Source organism: Alphaproteobacteria bacterium, assembly GCA_035625915.1.
Lineage (GTDB): Bacteria > Pseudomonadota > Alphaproteobacteria > JACZXZ01 > JACZXZ01 > DATDHA01.
In genome coordinates, this window is sequence record DASPOR010000136.1 from 1 (window position 1) to 16,356 (window position 16,356).

The window sequence follows — 16,356 nt, forward strand, 5'->3', positions numbered from 1 at the left end:
CGTGATCAACGGCGTAGCTCCTCAGTTTCTCGCGCAGGCTCGGTTGGGGCAGGTCGAGAATTGTCTCAAGATAGGCCGTCAGAGGACGAACCTCGAGGCTGCGGATCATGGTTTTGACCGGGCCGATCGCGGGGGCCGACAGGGAAAGGCTTCGAAGGCCGAGCCCGATCAGCGCCATCGCCTCCAACGGCCGCGAGCCCGCTTCGCCGCAAATGCCGACGTCGACGCCCCCCTTGGCGCAGCCGACGACGATGCGGCGGAACAAGGCGAGTGCTGCGGGCGAAAGCACATCGTAGCGATCCGCCAATCGTTGGTTCGTTCGATCGACCGCGAAGAGGAATTGCAGGAGGTCGTTGCTTCCGATCGATATGAAATCGACGTGCGCCAAGAGGGCTGGGAGCTGGAAGACGAGTGACGGAATTTCCAGCATGGCGCCTACTCGCAGTGCCGACGGGAGTGCTGTCCCGCAGATCCGTTCGTGCTCGAGCTCAAGCTCGAGGATCTCGCGCGCGGTCTTGAATTCCGCCACGTCGGCAATCATCGGGAACATGATATGGAGATCCCTGCCGCTCGCAGCGCGAATAAGGGCTCGCAACTGCTGGCGCAACATCGCGGGCTGATCGAGCCCGATGCGAATGGCGCGCCAGCCCATGGCGGGATTTTCCTCCTCGTTCTCCGGCAGATAGGGCAATGCCTTGTCGCCGCCGATGTCGAGCGTGCGGAAAATAACCGGCTTACCGCGTGCGAGGTCCAATACGCGGCTGTAAATGTGCGTCTGTTCGCCGATCGATGGAAAGCTCGAGCGCACCATGAAGGGAAGCTCGGTACGGTAAAGGCCGATGCCGTCAGCGGCAGTCTCGTCGAGATGCGGCATATCGATCAGCAGCCCCGCGTTGAGGAAGAGCGATACGCGCTCGCCGTCGCGCGTAATCGCGGGCAGATCGCGTGCGGCGGCGTAGCCAGCGATGCGCTCGGTCCGACGTGCGACATTTTCCGTGAAACTCTCGACGACATCCTCGCCAGGCCGCACGAAAACCGCGGCGTGCTCTCCGTCAAGGATCACGGGATCGAACATGTCGATTTTATTGAAGGCGTCACGCACGCGACCGACGACCGGAATATCGAGGGCGCGAGCGATGATTGCGACGTGGGAAGTGGGGGCACCCTCCTCAAGGATTAGGCCCTTCAGCCGCCGTCGGTCGTAATCCAAAAGCTCGGCAGGACCCAATTCGCGCGCGACGACGACGATCTCCTCGGGAAGCTCGGCCATCTTCGGCCGATCGTCTTCGGCGCCTAAGTTGAGAAGAAGCCGGTTCGTAAGCTCGTCGAACTCGCCGAGCCGCTCGCGAAAAAATGGATCGCTCATTTGCGCCATGCGCGTGCGGGTGTCGTTCTGCACCTTTTGCACCGCCGCTTGAGCGGACAGCCCCGTCAGCACGGCTTCGCGGATTCGCCGGCCCCATCCGCGGTCGCCGGCCACCATGCGATAGGTTTCGAGGATCTCCCGATACTCGCCCTGCCCCGCCATCTCGGGTGAGGCTATCATGTCATCGAGCGCGCTTTTGAGGCTGGCGAGCGCCATGTCGAGGCGTGCGAGTTCGGCCTGCGGATTCTCGGCCACGACCTCGCGTATCAAGATACGCCGATGATGCAGGACAGCACGGCCGATCCCGATTCCGCCGTTGATGCGCATGCCCTCGAGGCGAACGGGAAGGACTGCGATTCCATCGGTTGGAGCGAGTTCGCCCGGATGCACGAGTTCGCCGGTCGCCAACATCTCCGCGAGAACCATGGTGACCGTCTCGAGGGTCTCGACTTCCTCGTCGGTATATTGGCGCTGGGTGCGATTTTGAACGACAAGGACGCCGAGCGTGCGCCCGTCCCGCAAAATCGGCACGCCGATCAGCGAGTGGTAGATCTCCTCGCCGGTCTCCGGGCGGTAGGCAAACTTCGGGTGATTCTGGGCATCGGCCAAGTTCAATGGCCGGGCATAGGCCGCGATGTCGCCGACGAGGCCCTCGCCGACCCTCAACCGCGTTCGATGGACCGCTTCGCGCTTCAAGCCTTCGGTCGCGAACAGCTCAAGCACTTCGCCCGCACGCATGACATAGATGGAACAGACCTCGGCCACGAGATCGGCCGCGATCACACGCACGATCTGATCGAGCCGGGCCTGGGCGGGCCCGCCCGCAGCCATGATGTCACGCAGACGCCTTAGAAGCCTGCGCGCACCGACCCAGCCGGCCGTCTCAGCCATCACCTTGCGGCTCCAAGCCGCTCCCTTGCCATGAGTGCCGCGACAGCCTGATCGACCAATTCGTCGATGATTTCCACGGTCGATTGCTCTCGCGTCACCATTCCCACGCTTTGTCCCGCCATCAGCGAACCGGTCTCGATGTCCCCATCGATTACCGCGCGCCTGAGGGCGCCGGCCCAGAAATGCTCGATCTCGAGCTGGGCCGCCTCCTTGCCGATATCGCCCCTATTGTAACGCGCGATCACATCGCGCTGGGTCTCGAGGAAGCTTTCGCTCGCCTTGTTTATGAGCGCGCGCACGGGGATCACTGGAAAGCGCGGATCGAGCTGGACCGAAGGCATGGCGTCTCTTGCACCCGCACGGATGAACGCCTTTTTGAAGTTCGGATGCGCGATCGATTCGAGAGCGCAGACAAAGCGCGTGCCGAGCTGGCAGCCCGCGGCCCCCATCTCAAGGTAGCCCAGGACCGCCTCCCCGCGCCCGATGCCGCCTGCGACGAAGATCGGAACTTCGCGCACCTGAGGCAGGATTTCTTGGGCGAGCACCGATGTCGAGACCGCTCCTATATGGCCGCCCGCCTCGGCCCCTTCGATGATCAGGCCGTCGATGCCCATACGCACGAGCTTTTTGGCGATCGCGAGTGCGGGCGCAAATCCGAGCGTCTTGACATTCGCCGAAGCGAGCTTGCGCAGGAGTGCCGCACTCGGCAGGCCGCCTGCGAAAACAACATGACCCACTTTGGCTTCGGCGCAAACGTCGGCGAGTGCTTCGAGTGCGGGGTGCATGACGATCAGGTTGACGCCGAAGGGCCTGGTCGTGAGCCCCTTGGCGCCAACGATCTCCGCGGCGAGCTGATCGGGCTGCATCGCCCCGCAAGCGATAACGCCAAATCCACCCGCGTTCGATATTGCGGCGACGAGATGACGCTCCGACACCCAGGTCATGGCGCCGCCCAAGAGTGCGACCTTGCAGCCAAGGAACTCCGTGCCGTTGCGCCAAAGCTGGTCGAGACGCGCGCGCGCGCTCATTTTGTCCATGCGTCAGGCGCCATCCAAGCCGTAAGCCGCATGAAGTGCCCGCAGGGCCAGCTCTGCGTATTTTTCGTCGATGAGCACGCTGATCTTGATCTCCGACGTCGATATGACCTGTATGTTGATGCCCTCCTTGGCGAGGGCCTTGAACATCCGCTGTGCAATGCCGGCATGGCTGCGCATCCCCACCCCAATGACTGAAACCTTCACCACATTGGGATCGGATGAGAGCTTTTCGTATCCGAGCTTATCGCGCTGGGCCTCGAGCACCTTGACCGCTTGTCCGAGATCGCCCTTGGCGACCGTGAAGGTGAGATCGGTCGTCTTACCGTCCTCGGACGAACTTTGGACGATCATATCCACGTTGATGTTGGCTTCGGCGAGCGGGCCGAAGATACCGGCGGCAACGCCCGGGCGATCGGCCACGTGCGAGAGCGTCACCTTCGCCTCGTTGCGGTTGTATGTGAGCCCCGATACGATTGCCTGTTCCACGATCTCGTCCTCGTCCACGACCAGAGTGCCGGGTTCGTTGTTGAAGCTTGAGACGACCTGAAGCCGCACATGATGCTTCATGGCCATTTCAACCGCGCGGGTCTGCAGGACTTTGGCGCCGAGCGACGCCATCTCCAGCATTTCCTCATAGGTGATTTTATCGAGCTTGCGCGCCTTCGCAACGATGCGCGGGTCGGCCGTATAGATGCCCTCGACATCTTTAAGGATGTCGCACCGGTCGGCATTGAGTGCGGCCGCCAGCGCTACGGCAGAGGTATCGGAACCTCCGCGGCCGAGGGTGGTGATCCGCTTGTCCGGGCCCAGCCCCTGAAAGCCGGCGATGACCGCGACTTGGCCGTCGTCGAGGCGGCGCACAAGCTCCCCCCCGTCAACGCCTTCGATGCGCGCCTTGCCATGCACATCGTCGGTTCTCAGCGGAATCTGCCAGCCCAGCCAGGAGCGTGCATGCACGCCCAGATCCTGCAGTGCGATCGCCAAGAGGCCGGCGGTGACTTGCTCGCCCGAGGATACGACCACATCGTATTCACGCGCGTCGTGGAGGGCTGCCGTCTTTTCGGTCAAGGCCACAAGTTTGTCTGTTTCCCCCGCCATGGCTGAAACGACAACCGCAACCTGGTTGCCGGCGTCGACCTCCGCCTTGACGCGATGCGCCACGCGCTTGATGCGCTCGATGTCGGCAACCGACGTGCCGCCGTATTTTTGCACAATGCGAGCCATGCGCTCTCACCCCCGCCCACTCGGGTCAGGATCGGGCAGGAATCGATCGAGGAAATACTCTGCTCGGTTTGCTGCCGGAAGGCGCGTATACATACTTAATTTGGCGAGGGCCGTGCAAGCCTGAGTACGCCCGAAAGCAGAGAAGCAGGCATTATACAGCCACCGAGGGAAGGATTTGAGGGTGCGATCGACGAGGACTGCCGAAAGCCGCAAGACATCGAGTGCCGGGCCGGCCCGGCTCGCGGGCGTGGCGGAGGGACCGAGCGTCGACCGCGCCGAGGTCGAGCGATTTGCGGCCATGGCCGAGGCGTGGTGGGATCCATTCGGCAATTTTGCACCTCTTCACAAGCTCAATCCCGTGCGTGTCGGCTATGTGCGGGACAAGGCTTGCACGCGATTCGACCGGGATCCTACCGGGGATAAACCGCTCAAGGGGTTGTCCGTTCTCGATATCGGCTGTGGAGGGGGCCTCTTGTGCGAGCCCATCAGAAGGCTCGGCGCCGACGTGGTCGGCATCGATGCCTCCGAGGACAACATCGCCGCTGCCGCCGCCCACGCTCGCCAGAGCAAGCTCGCGATCGACTACCGGGTAAGCTCCGTCGAGGCGCTCGCCGCAGAGGGTCGGCGTTTCGACATTGTCCTCAACATGGAAGTCGTCGAGCATGTTGCCGACGTGGACGCATTTTTTGCCGCCTCGCTCGCCATCGTGGAAACCGGCGGCATCCTGATTATCGCGACGCTCAATCGCACGGCACAGAGCTTTGCCTTGGCGATCGTAGCCGCGGAGTACGTGCTTGGCTGGCTGCCGAGGGGGACGCACGACTGGCGGAAATTCCTGCGTCCCTCAGAACTTGCCGCGCACCTTCGGGCGCATGGCGGGGAAATTCGCGAGCTGACCGGCGTGCGCTTTAGCCCGCTCACGGACCGATTTTCGATCGGGCCGGACCTTTCGGTGAATTACATGGCTCTCGTGGAAAGGGTGTGAGCGGACAAGCGCTCACCGCCCTTGGTTTTCAGCCGTCGGTGCGCCGGATCCAAGGGATGCGCTGAAACTCAATACCTTCCTGGGAGAGGGCTTCGGCTTCTGCGTCACTCGTCTCGCCGTAGATGTCGCGCTTTTTCGTTTCGCCATAGTGGATCTTGCGCGCCTCCTCCGCGAACTGTTCCCCGACATAATCGCACTTGGCCTCGATCTCCTTGCGAATAGCCTCGAGCGCGCTGCGCGCCATGAGGGCGGCACTCTTGCTCGGCGGCTTGGCGACTTCGGCAGGCGATTGCGACGATGCCGGGACTTCGGCCGCAGGTAGCTTGCTGCCCTTCGACAGGCGAGGGGCCATCGGCGCCTTTTTGATCTTGGTGCTTCCGCACTCGGGACAGGTCACGGCACGCTTTGCACGTTGCATTTCGTACGCAGCACTATCGCGGAACCATGCCTCGAATTCGTGATCCTTGGCGCAGTGAAGGCTATAGACGATCATCGGTCCTTAGAGTTCCCTGCTTTGCGGCAACATCGCCCTATATATAGCGCGTCCTTGAACAGTTCAAACATGACCGAGCCCGCGACGAAGCCTGGAGGCCGATCTCACGAAAGTATGTCGCCGTCGCCCTGGATTCGCCGTTTTGCGCCACTCGTACCCTCGAGCGGGCGCGTGCTCGACGTCGCGTGCGGCAGCGGGCGTCATGCACGGCATTTCCTGGCCCTCGGCCATGCGGTCACGGCCGTCGACATCGATCTCGACCGGGTGCGCGATCTTTCTCATACTTCCCGCATCGAGCTCGTGGAGGCCGATCTCGAGGCCGGCCCCTGGCCTTTATCAGGCCGGGCGTTTGCGGCAGTTGTGGTCACGAACTATCTTTGGCGCCCGCTCTTTCCGGAATTGCTCGCGGCGGTGGAGATGGGTGGGGTGCTCCTCTATGAGACTTTCGCCGAGGGTAATGAGCGTTTTGGCCGGCCCACCAATCCGGCCCATCTTTTGGCGCCGGGGGAACTTCTCGAACGCGTGCGTGGCATACTCGAAGTCATCGCTTATGAACACGGTGTCGTGAATTACCCACGCCCTGCGGTGGTTCAGCGGATCGCAGCGTTCAAGCCGGCTCCGGCCCAAGAACGGGCTCTTCCAATCGACGTATTGGCGTAATTCTACACGCAAAATATGTTTATTTCAATAATTGCACAAGCGGAAATCGAATTGGGGAAACCTTATGCTAGGGCCGTACATTTTGCTTTTCCTGCACGTCATGCGGCACATTCGGTTAATATTCGTTAACGCGTAACCAAGCCTTAATGGCTAGCCTCTAGGGTTCCGTGCGAGGGGGCTCGTCAAGGAAAGCACATGCCGCGCACTTTTCGAGGTCGAGGTCGGGAGCTCAGGGGCGAGCGTGACCGTTTTGTCGCGTTCTCCTTCGCGGCCGCCGATTTGTTGCTCGAAGTCGACTCCCAAGGGCGCATTCGCTTCGCTTCCGGGGCCGCGCGCGCGATCACGGGCAAGCCCGCCGAGAGCCTCGTCGGCACTTCGTTCGATGCGATCTTTTCCTCCGACGACCGCCTGTTCATCAACGTGTTGCTGAGGGAGCTTGAGACCGGCAGCCGCCTCGAGCCAGTCATCGTTCGGCTCCTGGGTGTCGAGGGCCGGACAACGCCGGCGGTCCTTGGCGGGTGCAGGCTGGCGGATCATGCCGATACAACCTTCGTGACATTCAGCACGCCTCGCCACGCCCCGCTCATTGCTAACCGCCGACTCACCCGTGAACCGACAAGCGGGCTGCACGGACGCGACGGTTTCGAGCAGATGGCTGCGGAGATGCTTCGCCAGCGCATGCTACCCACCGGGCGGACGAAGCTCTCTCTCGTCCAGCTTTTTGGCCTGGACGATCTGCGCGCTCGGGCAGGCGAGGAGGCAAGTGCCGCATTCCTGCGGGAAACCGGCGCTTACTTGCGCGCGATGTCCTTCAACGGCGACAGTGCCGGCCGACTCACAGATGAGCGGTTTGGCGTCATCCATACGACGGCGATCAACCCCGAAACGCTGACGGGCCGGGTCGCCGACATCGCAAGAAATGCCGATCCATCCGGTCAAGGCGTGCGTTTGGCGCGCAGCACAGTCGATTTGGCGCTCGAGGCAATGACGGAAGAGGATGCCGCGCGTGCAATCGCGTATACGATCGAGAAATTCGCCGATCATCCAAGCGGAAGCTTCCCGCTGATCGAATCGCTGAGCGACGCATTCCAATCGCTTCTGCGCGATACGGTTGCGCGAATCGGCGCCTTCAAGGGTACTGTCGCGGAGAGCCGCTTCGACGTCGCTTTTCAGCCGATTGTCGATCTCAAGACGCGCACACTTCAGCATCATGAGATGCTTGCCCGCCTGGAAGGCGGAAAATCGCCCTATGCACTTGTGACATTTGCGGAGGGTGTTGGCATGATCGAGGAATTCGATCTTGCGATTTGCCAGCGCGCCATCGGACTCCTTCAGGACAAATCGTTTGGCAGCGCGCCCATTGCGGTCAACCTGTCCGGCCGCTCGCTCGAAAGCACGCTCTTCGCCGAGACGCTTCTCGCACTCCTCAAGCCCCATGCCGCGATCGCGCCGAGGCTCTATTTCGAGCTCACGGAGTCGACGCAAGTGGGGGCCCTCGAACACGTCAACGGCGTCATTCAGGCGCTTCGCAACAAGGGCCATCGCTTTGCGCTCGACGATTTCGGCGCCGGGGCATCGTCGTATCCCTACCTCCATGCGCTCACGGTCGATTTCGTGAAAATCGACGGCGCCTACGTCCAGCGTGTGCTTGCAGACGGGCGCGATGCCGCGATTCTACGCTCGATCGTGACACTCTGCCGCGAGCTCGGCGTGCGGACGATCGCCGAGATGGTCGAGACGGAGGATCAGGCTAACGAACTCAAGGCAATCGGCGTCGATTACGGGCAGGGCTATCTGTTTGGCCGGCCGGCCCCGCAGCCGATCGGGATCGTGCGTACGACACCCCGCAATCTTGCCCAACCGCTCCTGCGCCAAGGCAGCCAACGCGCCTGGAGCTGATCGTCGAACCTCGATAGGGCTCGATCTCGTCCCAAAACCGTGGAATAAACAAGGCACCGCCCGAGGTTGTGGTAAACGGGGAAACGCTAATTGGCCGCCGATTGGCGCTGAGGATTGCCTTACAAACGGCGCGTTTTGCCTGTAAAGGTGGTGTCGAGGCGAGGCAAGCCCGGCGTGAATCCAGGATAATCCCGTCGAGACATACCAAAAATTCATCACTCGGCCCATATACTCGGCCAATACGAAGAAACGCTGGATAGATCATGTTGGATTTCATCGCCGCCGAGAACACCGAAAGCGTAACCTTCGCCGCCAAACGCTGCGCTGCACCCGCTTTGCGAATTTTGAGCTGGAATCTGTTGCGCAGGGAGGGTGCTGGAATCGAGGACGTTGCAGCCCTCATTGCGACGAACCAACCCGATCTGGTCTTGATGCAGGAGGCAACGGCAGAAATCGACGCGCTGCCTCAAAGAGTCGGTGGCTATTACGCTCGCCAGCCGCTTCCCGGCCGCAATCATGGCCTCGCCGCGTGGAGCCCGCATCCGTTGCCCAATCCCAAGGTCCTCCGCCTCCCCCATGCCAAGAGACAGCACGCCGGCTATCCCAGGGTCTCTCAGATCCTGGAGTTCCGAGGTGTGGAGATTGCGAATGTCCATCTCTCCCACGGCCAGCTCATGCTCCGACGCCAGCTCGCCCATATCGCGCAAACGGTAAACGGCCACTCGGCCGTGATCGGCGATTTCAACGCGGTGGGTAATACCGAGCTCGCGGGCTTCCGCGATGTGGGCCCCAAGCAGCCGACCCATCTTGCGAGAGGTGTGATGCCCTTCCGGCTCGACCGCTGCATCGTGCGCGGGCTCGCCTGTCTTGATGCCAAAGCGCTCCGCCGCGGTCCCTCCGACCATCGGCCGATCCTGATCGACCTCGCCGCGCGCTGACCTCGCGGCAGGATCCGCCCTAATCGCGGAAATTCACGTATTGCAGCGGCAGCTCGATGCCGAGCGATTTGACGTGCTGAATGGCCTCCTGCAAGTCATCCCTTTTCTTGCCGGCAACCCGCAACTCATCGCCCTGGATCGAGACTTGGACCTTGAGTTTCGAGTCCTTGATCGCCTTGACCAGGGTTTTCGCAAGATCCTTGTCGATACCCTGCTTCACGACAACGAGCTGGCGCAGGGTATTGCCGGACGCCTTCTCTTCCGGCTTCCATTCGAGGCACCCGGGATCGAGCTTGCGCCGGACGAAGTAGCCTTTCACCAGCTCTTGCATCTGCTTGAGCTTCATCGCGTCGTCCGCAACGATGGTGATGACCTCCTTCTCGCGCACGATCGTGCAATGCGACCCCTTGAAATCGAACCGCGTTGAAATTTCGCGCGCAACACCCTGCACGGCGTTGTCAACCTCAGCGAGGTCGGTCTTTGAGACGATATCGAAGCTCGGCATCTCGGCCCTCCATTGGATCCGCGCCGAAAGTATAGAGCCTAATGCGAGCCCGTACCCGATCTTCGGCACGGTACTCGTTGAGATTACTCGGTGGGGTGTTCGGGAATGCGGGACTTGCCGGCGGTCGAAATGTCCCTGCCCTTGCGGAACGCGGACTCCCGCTGACGGGGCAAGGTTCAAGCAAATCCTCGTTGGAATATCGCACGCCAATTTGGCGTGGATCGTGGAAACGCCAAGCATCCCTCGGGTGCGACAACCCGCGAGCCGCGCGGTCATGGCCGCGCGTAGATATCAGGTCGCCTGGGTTTCGCTTACTCGCCGACCTGCGCCAACCGCTCCGCTCGCAATCGCGCCGGCCCTGTGAATGGGCGGTCGTGTTCGAGTGCTGGAATCATCCGGCGTGCGTCCTCGACCTTTGCGATGTCGACCTCGGCCATGACGAAGCCGGGCGCTTCGCCCGCATCGGCAAGAATTTCTCCCCAGGGATCGACGATCAGCGCGTGCCCGTAGGTCTTGCGCCCGCCCGCATGCTGGCCGCACTGGGCGGCCGCGAAGACGTAACACCCGGTCTCAATCGCCCGGGCGCGGACGAGGGTGTGCCAATGGGCCTTGCCAGTCGTCTTGGTGAACGCGGCCGGTATGGTCAGGAACTTGGCGCCCGCTTGCGCTAGGGCGCGATAAAGATAGGCAAACCGCAGGTCGTAGCAGATCGTCATGCCGAGCGACCCCCAGGGCAACTCCGCCAGCACGGCACGGTCGCCGGATTCGACGGTCGCCGATTCCCGGTAGGTCTCGCCCGCCTTGAGCTGCACGTCGAAGAGATGCAGCTTGTTATATCGCGCGACGATGCGCCCGTTCGGATCGACGAGATAGGAGCGGTTGTTGACCTTGCTCGGGCTGAGCTTGATCGTGAGTGAGCCCATGAGAATCCAACAGCCGAGTTCCTTGGCGAGGGCGGTGAAATGTGGAATTGCGGGATGCTCCGACTCCGCAACCGCCTTTGCGAGCGAGCGCTCGGGCCCGAACTCGATGCAAGTGAAATTTTCGCTCGTGGTGATGAAATCCGCCCCGGCGGCTTGCGCCGAACGGACCAGCCGATCGACCTCCTGGATGTTGGGAAGAATGTCGGGTCCGGCATTGCTCTGAATGCAGGCGACCTTGAATTGCTGGCTCATGCGGCCCTCCCGAGAAGCCGATCGAGTTTGCCCGCAGCGTCGAGTTCGGCAAGCTCGTCCGAACCGCCGATTCCTTGGCCCTCGATGAAAATTTGCGGAACCGTCGTGCGGCCCTCCGCCCGTGCACTCATCTCGGCGCGCTTGTCGGGACTGAAGGTTACGTCGATTTCGTGAAACTTGACACCTTTCTTTTCGAGCATGTCTTTGGCTCTGTGGCAGTATGGACACCACATCTTGGTGTAGATCACGACCTCCGCCGCGCCGCTCTCCCGTTCCGCCATTGACCATTCCTCCAGGCGAGATCCACGAATTCGTGCCGCTATATAAGGCAAAATCGCAAGAGAGCAAAGGGACGGCACCTCTGGCCTCGCCACCCTAATCGAATGACCGAGGTCGGACAACGCGCGCAAGCGTGAGCACATCGACGTCTTCGGCCCCCGCCTCGAGCAGCACGCCGGCGCATGCATTAACCGTTGCCCCGGTGGTGAATACGTCGTCGACAAGGAGCACCCGCCGCCCGCCAATACGCATGGCGAAGCGCTTATTGAGCGCGAATGCCCCGCGCATATTGCGGCGACGCTCGACAGCGCTGAGGCGGCCCTGGGGTGGAGTGCGCCTGTGGCGAACCAGCAAGTCGGGCGCGAACGGGACTCCGCTTATTTCGGCCAGGACTCGAGCGAGCAGGGCCGACTGATTGTAACGGCGCCGGAAAAGCCGCGTCCAATGGAGCGGGACGGGTGCGATGACGCTGGCGTCCGCGAGAAGCATTGCCCCTGCACGCGCCATCCACCTGCCGTAGGCCGGAGCGCCATGGAGCCGATCGCCGTGCTTGAAGCCGAGCACGAGTTGCCGGCTCCTCTCGCTATAGCGAAACACCGCACGGGCGCGCGCGAATCTGGGCGGGCGCCCGATGCATCCGCCGCACAGGGTGCCCTGCCCAACATCTTGCTCGAACGGGATACCACAACAGGCGCAGTGAGGGGCCCCCAGGAAATCGATCCCACGCCAGCACTTTGGGCAAAGCGAACCTTGCCGGTCCACGAGGTCGCCGCACCCGAGGCAACGTGCTGGCAATAGGGCATCGAGTGCACCAAGCGCAAGGCGCCGTAACGGTTGCAATGCAAGCCGGCTCCACATGTCCATCTATCTGAGCCCACGCTGAAATCGGCAGTCGAACGTTGGCCATCCGTCGCCCAACGTCGCGCACATGGCCATAACTCCCTTCACGTGCCATATATGAACCATGAGCACGGCAGCCCGCGAGCCCATGAACCTCTTCGACCGGCGTCTCGTGCGACTCCACCGGGATCGGGCTGCGGCCCGCCTCGACGATCACGACTTTCTTTATCGGGAGGTCGCAGCGCGGCTCGCCGATCGGCTCGAGGATATCACGCGGGATTTCGCCGTGGTCCTCGATCTTGGTTGTCACAGCGGACAACTCGGCCGCCTTGGCGCGCGGCCCTCGCCGGTCGAGAGCACCGTCGCGGTCGACATTTCGCCGCAGATGGCAAGACGAGCCGGAACACGCGTGGCCGCTGCCGATGAGGAGATGTTGCCGTTCGCCGACGGCACATTCGACCTCGTGCTCAGCAACTTGAGTCTTCACTGGGTGAACGATTTGCCGGGTGCCCTCGTCCAAGTCCAGCGCGCGCTCAAACCGGACGGACTCTTCCTTGCGGCGATGCTCGGCGGGGAGACGCTTCGTGAGCTGCGCGACTCTTTCCTTGCGGCTGAGCTCGAGTTGGAAAGTGGTGCCGGACCGCGCGTTTCGCCATTCGCCGACCTGCGCGACGCGGCGGCACTCCTGCAGCGCGCGGGCTTCGCATTGCCGGTTGCGGATCGCGATGAGATCACTGTGACGTACCCAAATACCCTGGCGCTTATGCGGGATTTGCGCGGGATGGGCGAAACCAACGCTGTGCAGGGGCATCGGCGCGGGCTGACTCGCCGTGCCACGCTGCTCCGTGCCGCAGCACTTTATGAGGAGAGATTTGCCGACGCCGACGGTCGCATTCCGGCCACCTTCCAGATCATCTACATGACCGGGTGGAAACCGCACCCCTCCCAGCAGAACGCCCTTCGCCCAGGAAGCGCCCAGGCCCGTCTTGCCGAGGCACTGCAAACCAGGGAAATCCCGGCAGGCGAAGCAGTCGTAATGCCGAAACGCCCGTCGAGCTGAGGGGAAGCTAAGAGGCCCTCGCTCTCGCCCACTCGAGAAGCGTCTCGAGAAGGCGCTTGAGCGTTGGCTTGATCTTTTCCGCAAGCTCCGGGCGATATCGAAAAGGGGGCCGCTCGTCCATGTAGACGATCTGGGAGAGCTCAAGCTGCACGGCATGCACACCTTCGGCGGGGCGGCCGTAGCGACGCGTTATGTATCCGCCTGTGAAGCGGCCGTTGAGTACGCTCGTGCGTTCCCGGTCGTCCTCGCAAACCTTAAGGAGCCGGCTCGCAAGCTCGGCGTCCATCGTAGCACCGCTCGCAGTCCCGAGGTTGTAATCGGTAAGCCGTCCCTTGAAGAAACGCGGAACGTGAGAGCGGATCGAGTGCGCATCGAAAAGGATCGCGAAGCCGTACTTGTCCTTCAGCCGCTCAAGCTCATGCTGGACGCGCTCGTGGTAAGGGCGCCAATAGACGTCGAGGCGGCGGCGGACTTCCTGGTCCTTGGGTTCTTCGCGCGGCCGATAGAGGGGCAGCCGATCGAAGGTGTCGACGGGCACCACGCTGGTATTCTCTTGTTGAGGATAGAGCGGCTTGCCCTCGGGATCGCGGTTGAGGTCGACGACGTAGCGCGAGTAGTTTGCGAGCAGCATGTGGGCGCCAAGCCCTTCGGCGAAATCGTAGAGCTTGTCCACGTGCCAATCGGTATCGGCGAGTGCCAAGGCCGCGGGCGCCATCCGCGCCGCAATGTGATCCGGAATCTGGATCCCACTGTGGGGAATGGAAACGAGGAGAGGGCTGCCGCCCGGAAGATGACGATAGATCTCGCTCATCGGCTGTCAGGCCGCCAGTTTCAACACGCGGCGGAAAAGTGTTGCATCGACGTTTCCGCCGGAGCAAACGACGGCAATCGTCCGGCCCTTAATCGGAATCTTTCCGGTGAGTACGGCGGCGAGTGCCGTGGCCCCGCCCGGTTCGACCACGAGCTTGAAATACTCGAATGCGGCCGCCATGGCGCGGGCAACGTCGTCCTCGCCGACCGCGAAGCCGCTCGCCACGCGGCCCTGCATGGCGGCGAATGTAAGCTCGCCTGGCATTTCCGCCATAAGGGCATCGCACATGGACTTGGCACCGCCGGCGTTCCGCACCCGCTTGCCGCCCGCGAGCGAGCGGGCGGTGTCGTCGAAATTCTCGGGCTCCGCGGTGTGCACTGTGGTCGCGGGCGAGAGGGCTTTGACCGCAATCGCAATTCCGGAAATCAGTCCGCCCCCACTGCAAGGTGCGAGAACCGCGTCGAGCGCTACGCCGCGCGCCGCCGCTTCCTCGGCAAGCTCGAGACCCGAGGTGCCTTGCCCGGCGATAATGTCAGCGTCGTCGTAAGGGCGCACGAGTATTGCCCCGCGCTCCGCGAGTAGCCGTGCAGCGACCGCCTCGCGGTCCTCTCTGTAGCGGTCGTAGAACACGACTTCGGCGCCATAGCCGCGCGTATTGTCGACCTTGATCTTGGGTGCGTCCGCCGGCATGACGATTGCGGCGGGCATGTTCAGGATTTGTGCCGCTGCGGCAACACCCTGCGCGTGATTGCCCGAGGAGAACGCGACCACCCCGCGCCGTTTTGCCGCATCGGGTATTTGGCTGACCTTGTTGAATGCGCCCCGAAACTTGAAGGAGCCGGTGCGCTGCAAGACCTCCGCCTTGACGAGAAGCCGGCCGCCGAGCTTGGCATTGAGGACGGGGGATTCGATAAGCGGCGTCCTGACTGCTTGCCCGGCGATTCGCCTTGCCGCGGCCTGCACCGCATTCAAATCCGGAATCGACACGGTCGTGCTGCCCCTCTCACCGTCCATGGAACGCCTCCGATCCTCGCAACTGCGTCACTCTTCCAAGATTGTCGCCCGTTCGGACTGTACCCCACCCGTCAACCTCAAGCGATTGACGGGGTAAGGCTCAACGCTCCCCCCAATCCTGCGCACTCCTCGACCCTGCGGGGAGGGAAGGAACGGGCAGATTCAATCTTAGCCGATCGCGCTCAAGGTATAGGACGCGGCGATTGCCGCCGCAATGCCTAGGCACCCGGCAATCGATGTCGTCGTATCAGGCCGCCTCCCACGTTCCGGCACTGGCGCCAGCGAGGGCGCGGACGCGCTCTTCGTCCTTAGCGAACTCCGCGGCGGACCCGGCATAGACCACGCGCCCATCGTCGAGCACATAGGCGCGGTCGGCGATCTCGACCGCGGCACGAACGTTCTGCTCGACGAGCAGCACCGAGATTCCCTCTTTGCGTGCATCGGCAACGACGTCGAAGACTTCTTGAACGATGATGGGGGCCAAGCCCTGTGACGGTTCGTCGAGCAGGAGAAGCTTTGGGTTCAAAAGCAGTGCCCGCGCGATGGCGAGCATTTCCTGCTCGCCGCCCGAAAGCTGGCGCCCCTTGTTCGTCTTTCGCTCGGCAAGGCGTGGAAAAAGCGCATAGACGCGGTCGATGGTCCACGGCCCCGGCCGCTCGAGGGGGACCTTGAGGTTCTCCTCAACCGTGAGGTTGGCGAAAACGCGACGGCCTTCGGGAACATAGCCCACACCCGCGGCCGCAATACGGTAAGGCGGCCAGCCAGTCGTCACGTTGCCGAAGATGCGCACGGTGCCTTCGCGCGCATGGGTCAGGCCGATAAGGCTGCGCAGCGTCGTCGTCTTGCCCGCGCCATTGCGGCCGAGAAGCGTCACGATCTCGCCCGCATTCACCTCGAGGCCGACCCCGTGGAGTATGTGGCTCTTGCCATAAAAGGTGTGAAGGCCTTCCGCCTCGAGAACCTTCATGCCGCTTTTCCCAAGTAAGCCGCCTGCACGCGCTCGTCCTTCGCGATCTCGTCGGAAGTACCCTCGGCGAGAACGGCACCCTCGGCAAGCACCATGATTCGGTCCGCGAGATGAAAAACGACGCGCATGTCGTGCTCGATCAGCACGATCGTGAGTTTTTGGTCCTGATGCAGGCGCCGGATAAGCTGCGTGATGTCATAGGTTTCCTGGTC

Annotated in this window: 17 protein-coding genes and 1 pseudogene; 5 read left to right on the forward strand and 13 right to left on the reverse strand. The window is 62.5% G+C overall.

Annotated features, from left to right (window positions below; genetic code table 11):
• The 3 genes from ptsP to VEJ16_10975 all read right to left on the reverse strand — a co-directional run.
• Positions 1-2,257 (reverse strand): phosphoenolpyruvate--protein phosphotransferase (gene ptsP, locus VEJ16_10965; protein ID HYB10183.1); only part of this gene is annotated, 2,257 nt, incomplete at its 3' end.
• Complete coding sequence (locus tag VEJ16_10970) at positions 2,257-3,294, reverse strand: nitronate monooxygenase (GenBank protein HYB10184.1); 1,038 nt, start codon at positions 3,292-3,294, stop codon at positions 2,257-2,259. The genes VEJ16_10970 and ptsP, both read right to left, overlap by 1 nt.
• A gap of 3 nt (positions 3,295-3,297) precedes the next feature.
• Positions 3,298-4,518, reverse strand: a complete 1,221-nt coding sequence (locus tag VEJ16_10975) for an aspartate kinase (GenBank protein ID HYB10185.1) — start codon at positions 4,516-4,518, stop codon at positions 3,298-3,300.
• Between the two features lie 181 nt (positions 4,519-4,699).
• On the opposite strand from VEJ16_10975, the gene ubiG reads away from it, so the two are divergent.
• Positions 4,700-5,503 (forward strand): bifunctional 2-polyprenyl-6-hydroxyphenol methylase/3-demethylubiquinol 3-O-methyltransferase UbiG, encoded by an 804-nt coding sequence (ubiG, locus tag VEJ16_10980; protein HYB10186.1) that lies wholly within the window; start codon positions 4,700-4,702, stop codon positions 5,501-5,503.
• A 28-nt stretch (positions 5,504-5,531) separates the two neighbouring features.
• On the opposite strand, the gene VEJ16_10985 is transcribed toward ubiG, so the two are convergent.
• Positions 5,532-5,996 carry a DUF1178 family protein gene (locus tag VEJ16_10985; protein ID HYB10187.1) on the reverse strand — a complete coding sequence of 155 codons (465 nt, stop codon included), beginning with the start codon at positions 5,994-5,996 and terminating at the stop codon, positions 5,532-5,534.
• Between the two features lie 114 nt (positions 5,997-6,110).
• Here VEJ16_10985 and VEJ16_10990 point away from each other — a divergent pair, with 114 nt between their 5' ends.
• The 3 genes from VEJ16_10990 (at position 6,111) to VEJ16_11000 (ending at position 9,493) form a co-directional block, all read left to right on the forward strand.
• On the forward strand, positions 6,111-6,656 hold the full coding sequence (locus VEJ16_10990) for a class I SAM-dependent methyltransferase (GenBank protein HYB10188.1): 546 nt from the start codon (positions 6,111-6,113) through the stop codon (positions 6,654-6,656).
• 195 nt (positions 6,657-6,851) lie between these two features.
• Entirely contained in the window at positions 6,852-8,555 is a 1,704-nt protein-coding gene (locus VEJ16_10995; protein HYB10189.1) for an EAL domain-containing protein, read from the forward strand.
• A 263-nt stretch (positions 8,556-8,818) separates the two neighbouring features.
• Positions 8,819-9,493: an endonuclease/exonuclease/phosphatase family protein gene (locus VEJ16_11000; GenBank protein ID HYB10190.1), complete on the forward strand. Its 675-nt coding sequence runs from the start codon at positions 8,819-8,821 to the stop codon at positions 9,491-9,493.
• Between the two features lie 19 nt (positions 9,494-9,512).
• Here VEJ16_11000 and VEJ16_11005 read toward each other — a convergent pair whose 3' ends face one another.
• The 5 genes and pseudogenes from VEJ16_11005 to VEJ16_11025 all read right to left on the reverse strand — a co-directional run bounded on the left by VEJ16_11005 (position 9,513) and on the right by VEJ16_11025 (position 12,316).
• The gene (locus VEJ16_11005; GenBank protein ID HYB10191.1) at positions 9,513-9,998 is read right to left on the reverse strand and encodes a YajQ family cyclic di-GMP-binding protein; all 486 of its coding nucleotides are present in this window, start codon (positions 9,996-9,998) and stop codon (positions 9,513-9,515) included.
• Between the two features lie 311 nt (positions 9,999-10,309).
• On the reverse strand, positions 10,310-11,173 hold the full coding sequence (locus VEJ16_11010) for a carbon-nitrogen hydrolase family protein (GenBank protein ID HYB10192.1): 864 nt from the start codon (positions 11,171-11,173) through the stop codon (positions 10,310-10,312).
• On the reverse strand, positions 11,170-11,454 hold the full coding sequence (gene grxC, locus VEJ16_11015; protein ID HYB10193.1) for a glutaredoxin 3: 285 nt from the start codon (positions 11,452-11,454) through the stop codon (positions 11,170-11,172). Before grxC ends, VEJ16_11010 begins: the two co-directional genes overlap by 4 nt.
• A 94-nt stretch (positions 11,455-11,548) precedes the next feature.
• On the reverse strand, positions 11,549-12,016 hold the full coding sequence (locus VEJ16_11020) for a ComF family protein (GenBank protein ID HYB10194.1): 468 nt from the start codon (positions 12,014-12,016) through the stop codon (positions 11,549-11,551).
• 81 nt (positions 12,017-12,097) lie between these two features.
• Positions 12,098-12,316, reverse strand: a pseudogene (locus VEJ16_11025) (double zinc ribbon domain-containing protein).
• 100 nt (positions 12,317-12,416) lie between these two features.
• On the opposite strand from VEJ16_11025, the gene VEJ16_11030 reads away from it, so the two are divergent.
• A complete protein-coding gene (locus VEJ16_11030) occupies positions 12,417-13,352 on the forward strand; it encodes a methyltransferase domain-containing protein (GenBank protein HYB10195.1) in 936 nt (311 codons plus the stop codon).
• Between the two features lie 7 nt (positions 13,353-13,359).
• Here VEJ16_11030 and hutG read toward each other — a convergent pair whose 3' ends face one another.
• The 4 genes from hutG to VEJ16_11050 all read right to left on the reverse strand — a co-directional run.
• Positions 13,360-14,163, reverse strand: coding sequence for an N-formylglutamate deformylase (hutG, locus tag VEJ16_11035; protein HYB10196.1), 804 nt, complete (start codon positions 14,161-14,163; stop codon positions 13,360-13,362).
• Positions 14,164-14,169: 6 nt separating this feature from the next.
• Entirely contained in the window at positions 14,170-15,177 is a 1,008-nt protein-coding gene (locus VEJ16_11040; protein ID HYB10197.1) for a threonine/serine dehydratase, read from the reverse strand.
• Between the two features lie 247 nt (positions 15,178-15,424).
• Entirely contained in the window at positions 15,425-16,144 is a 720-nt protein-coding gene (locus VEJ16_11045) for an ABC transporter ATP-binding protein (GenBank protein ID HYB10198.1), read from the reverse strand.
• Positions 16,141-16,356, reverse strand: a 216-nt coding sequence (locus VEJ16_11050) for an ABC transporter ATP-binding protein (GenBank protein ID HYB10199.1), incomplete at its 5' end; no start/stop codon positions are given. The genes VEJ16_11050 and VEJ16_11045, both read right to left, overlap by 4 nt.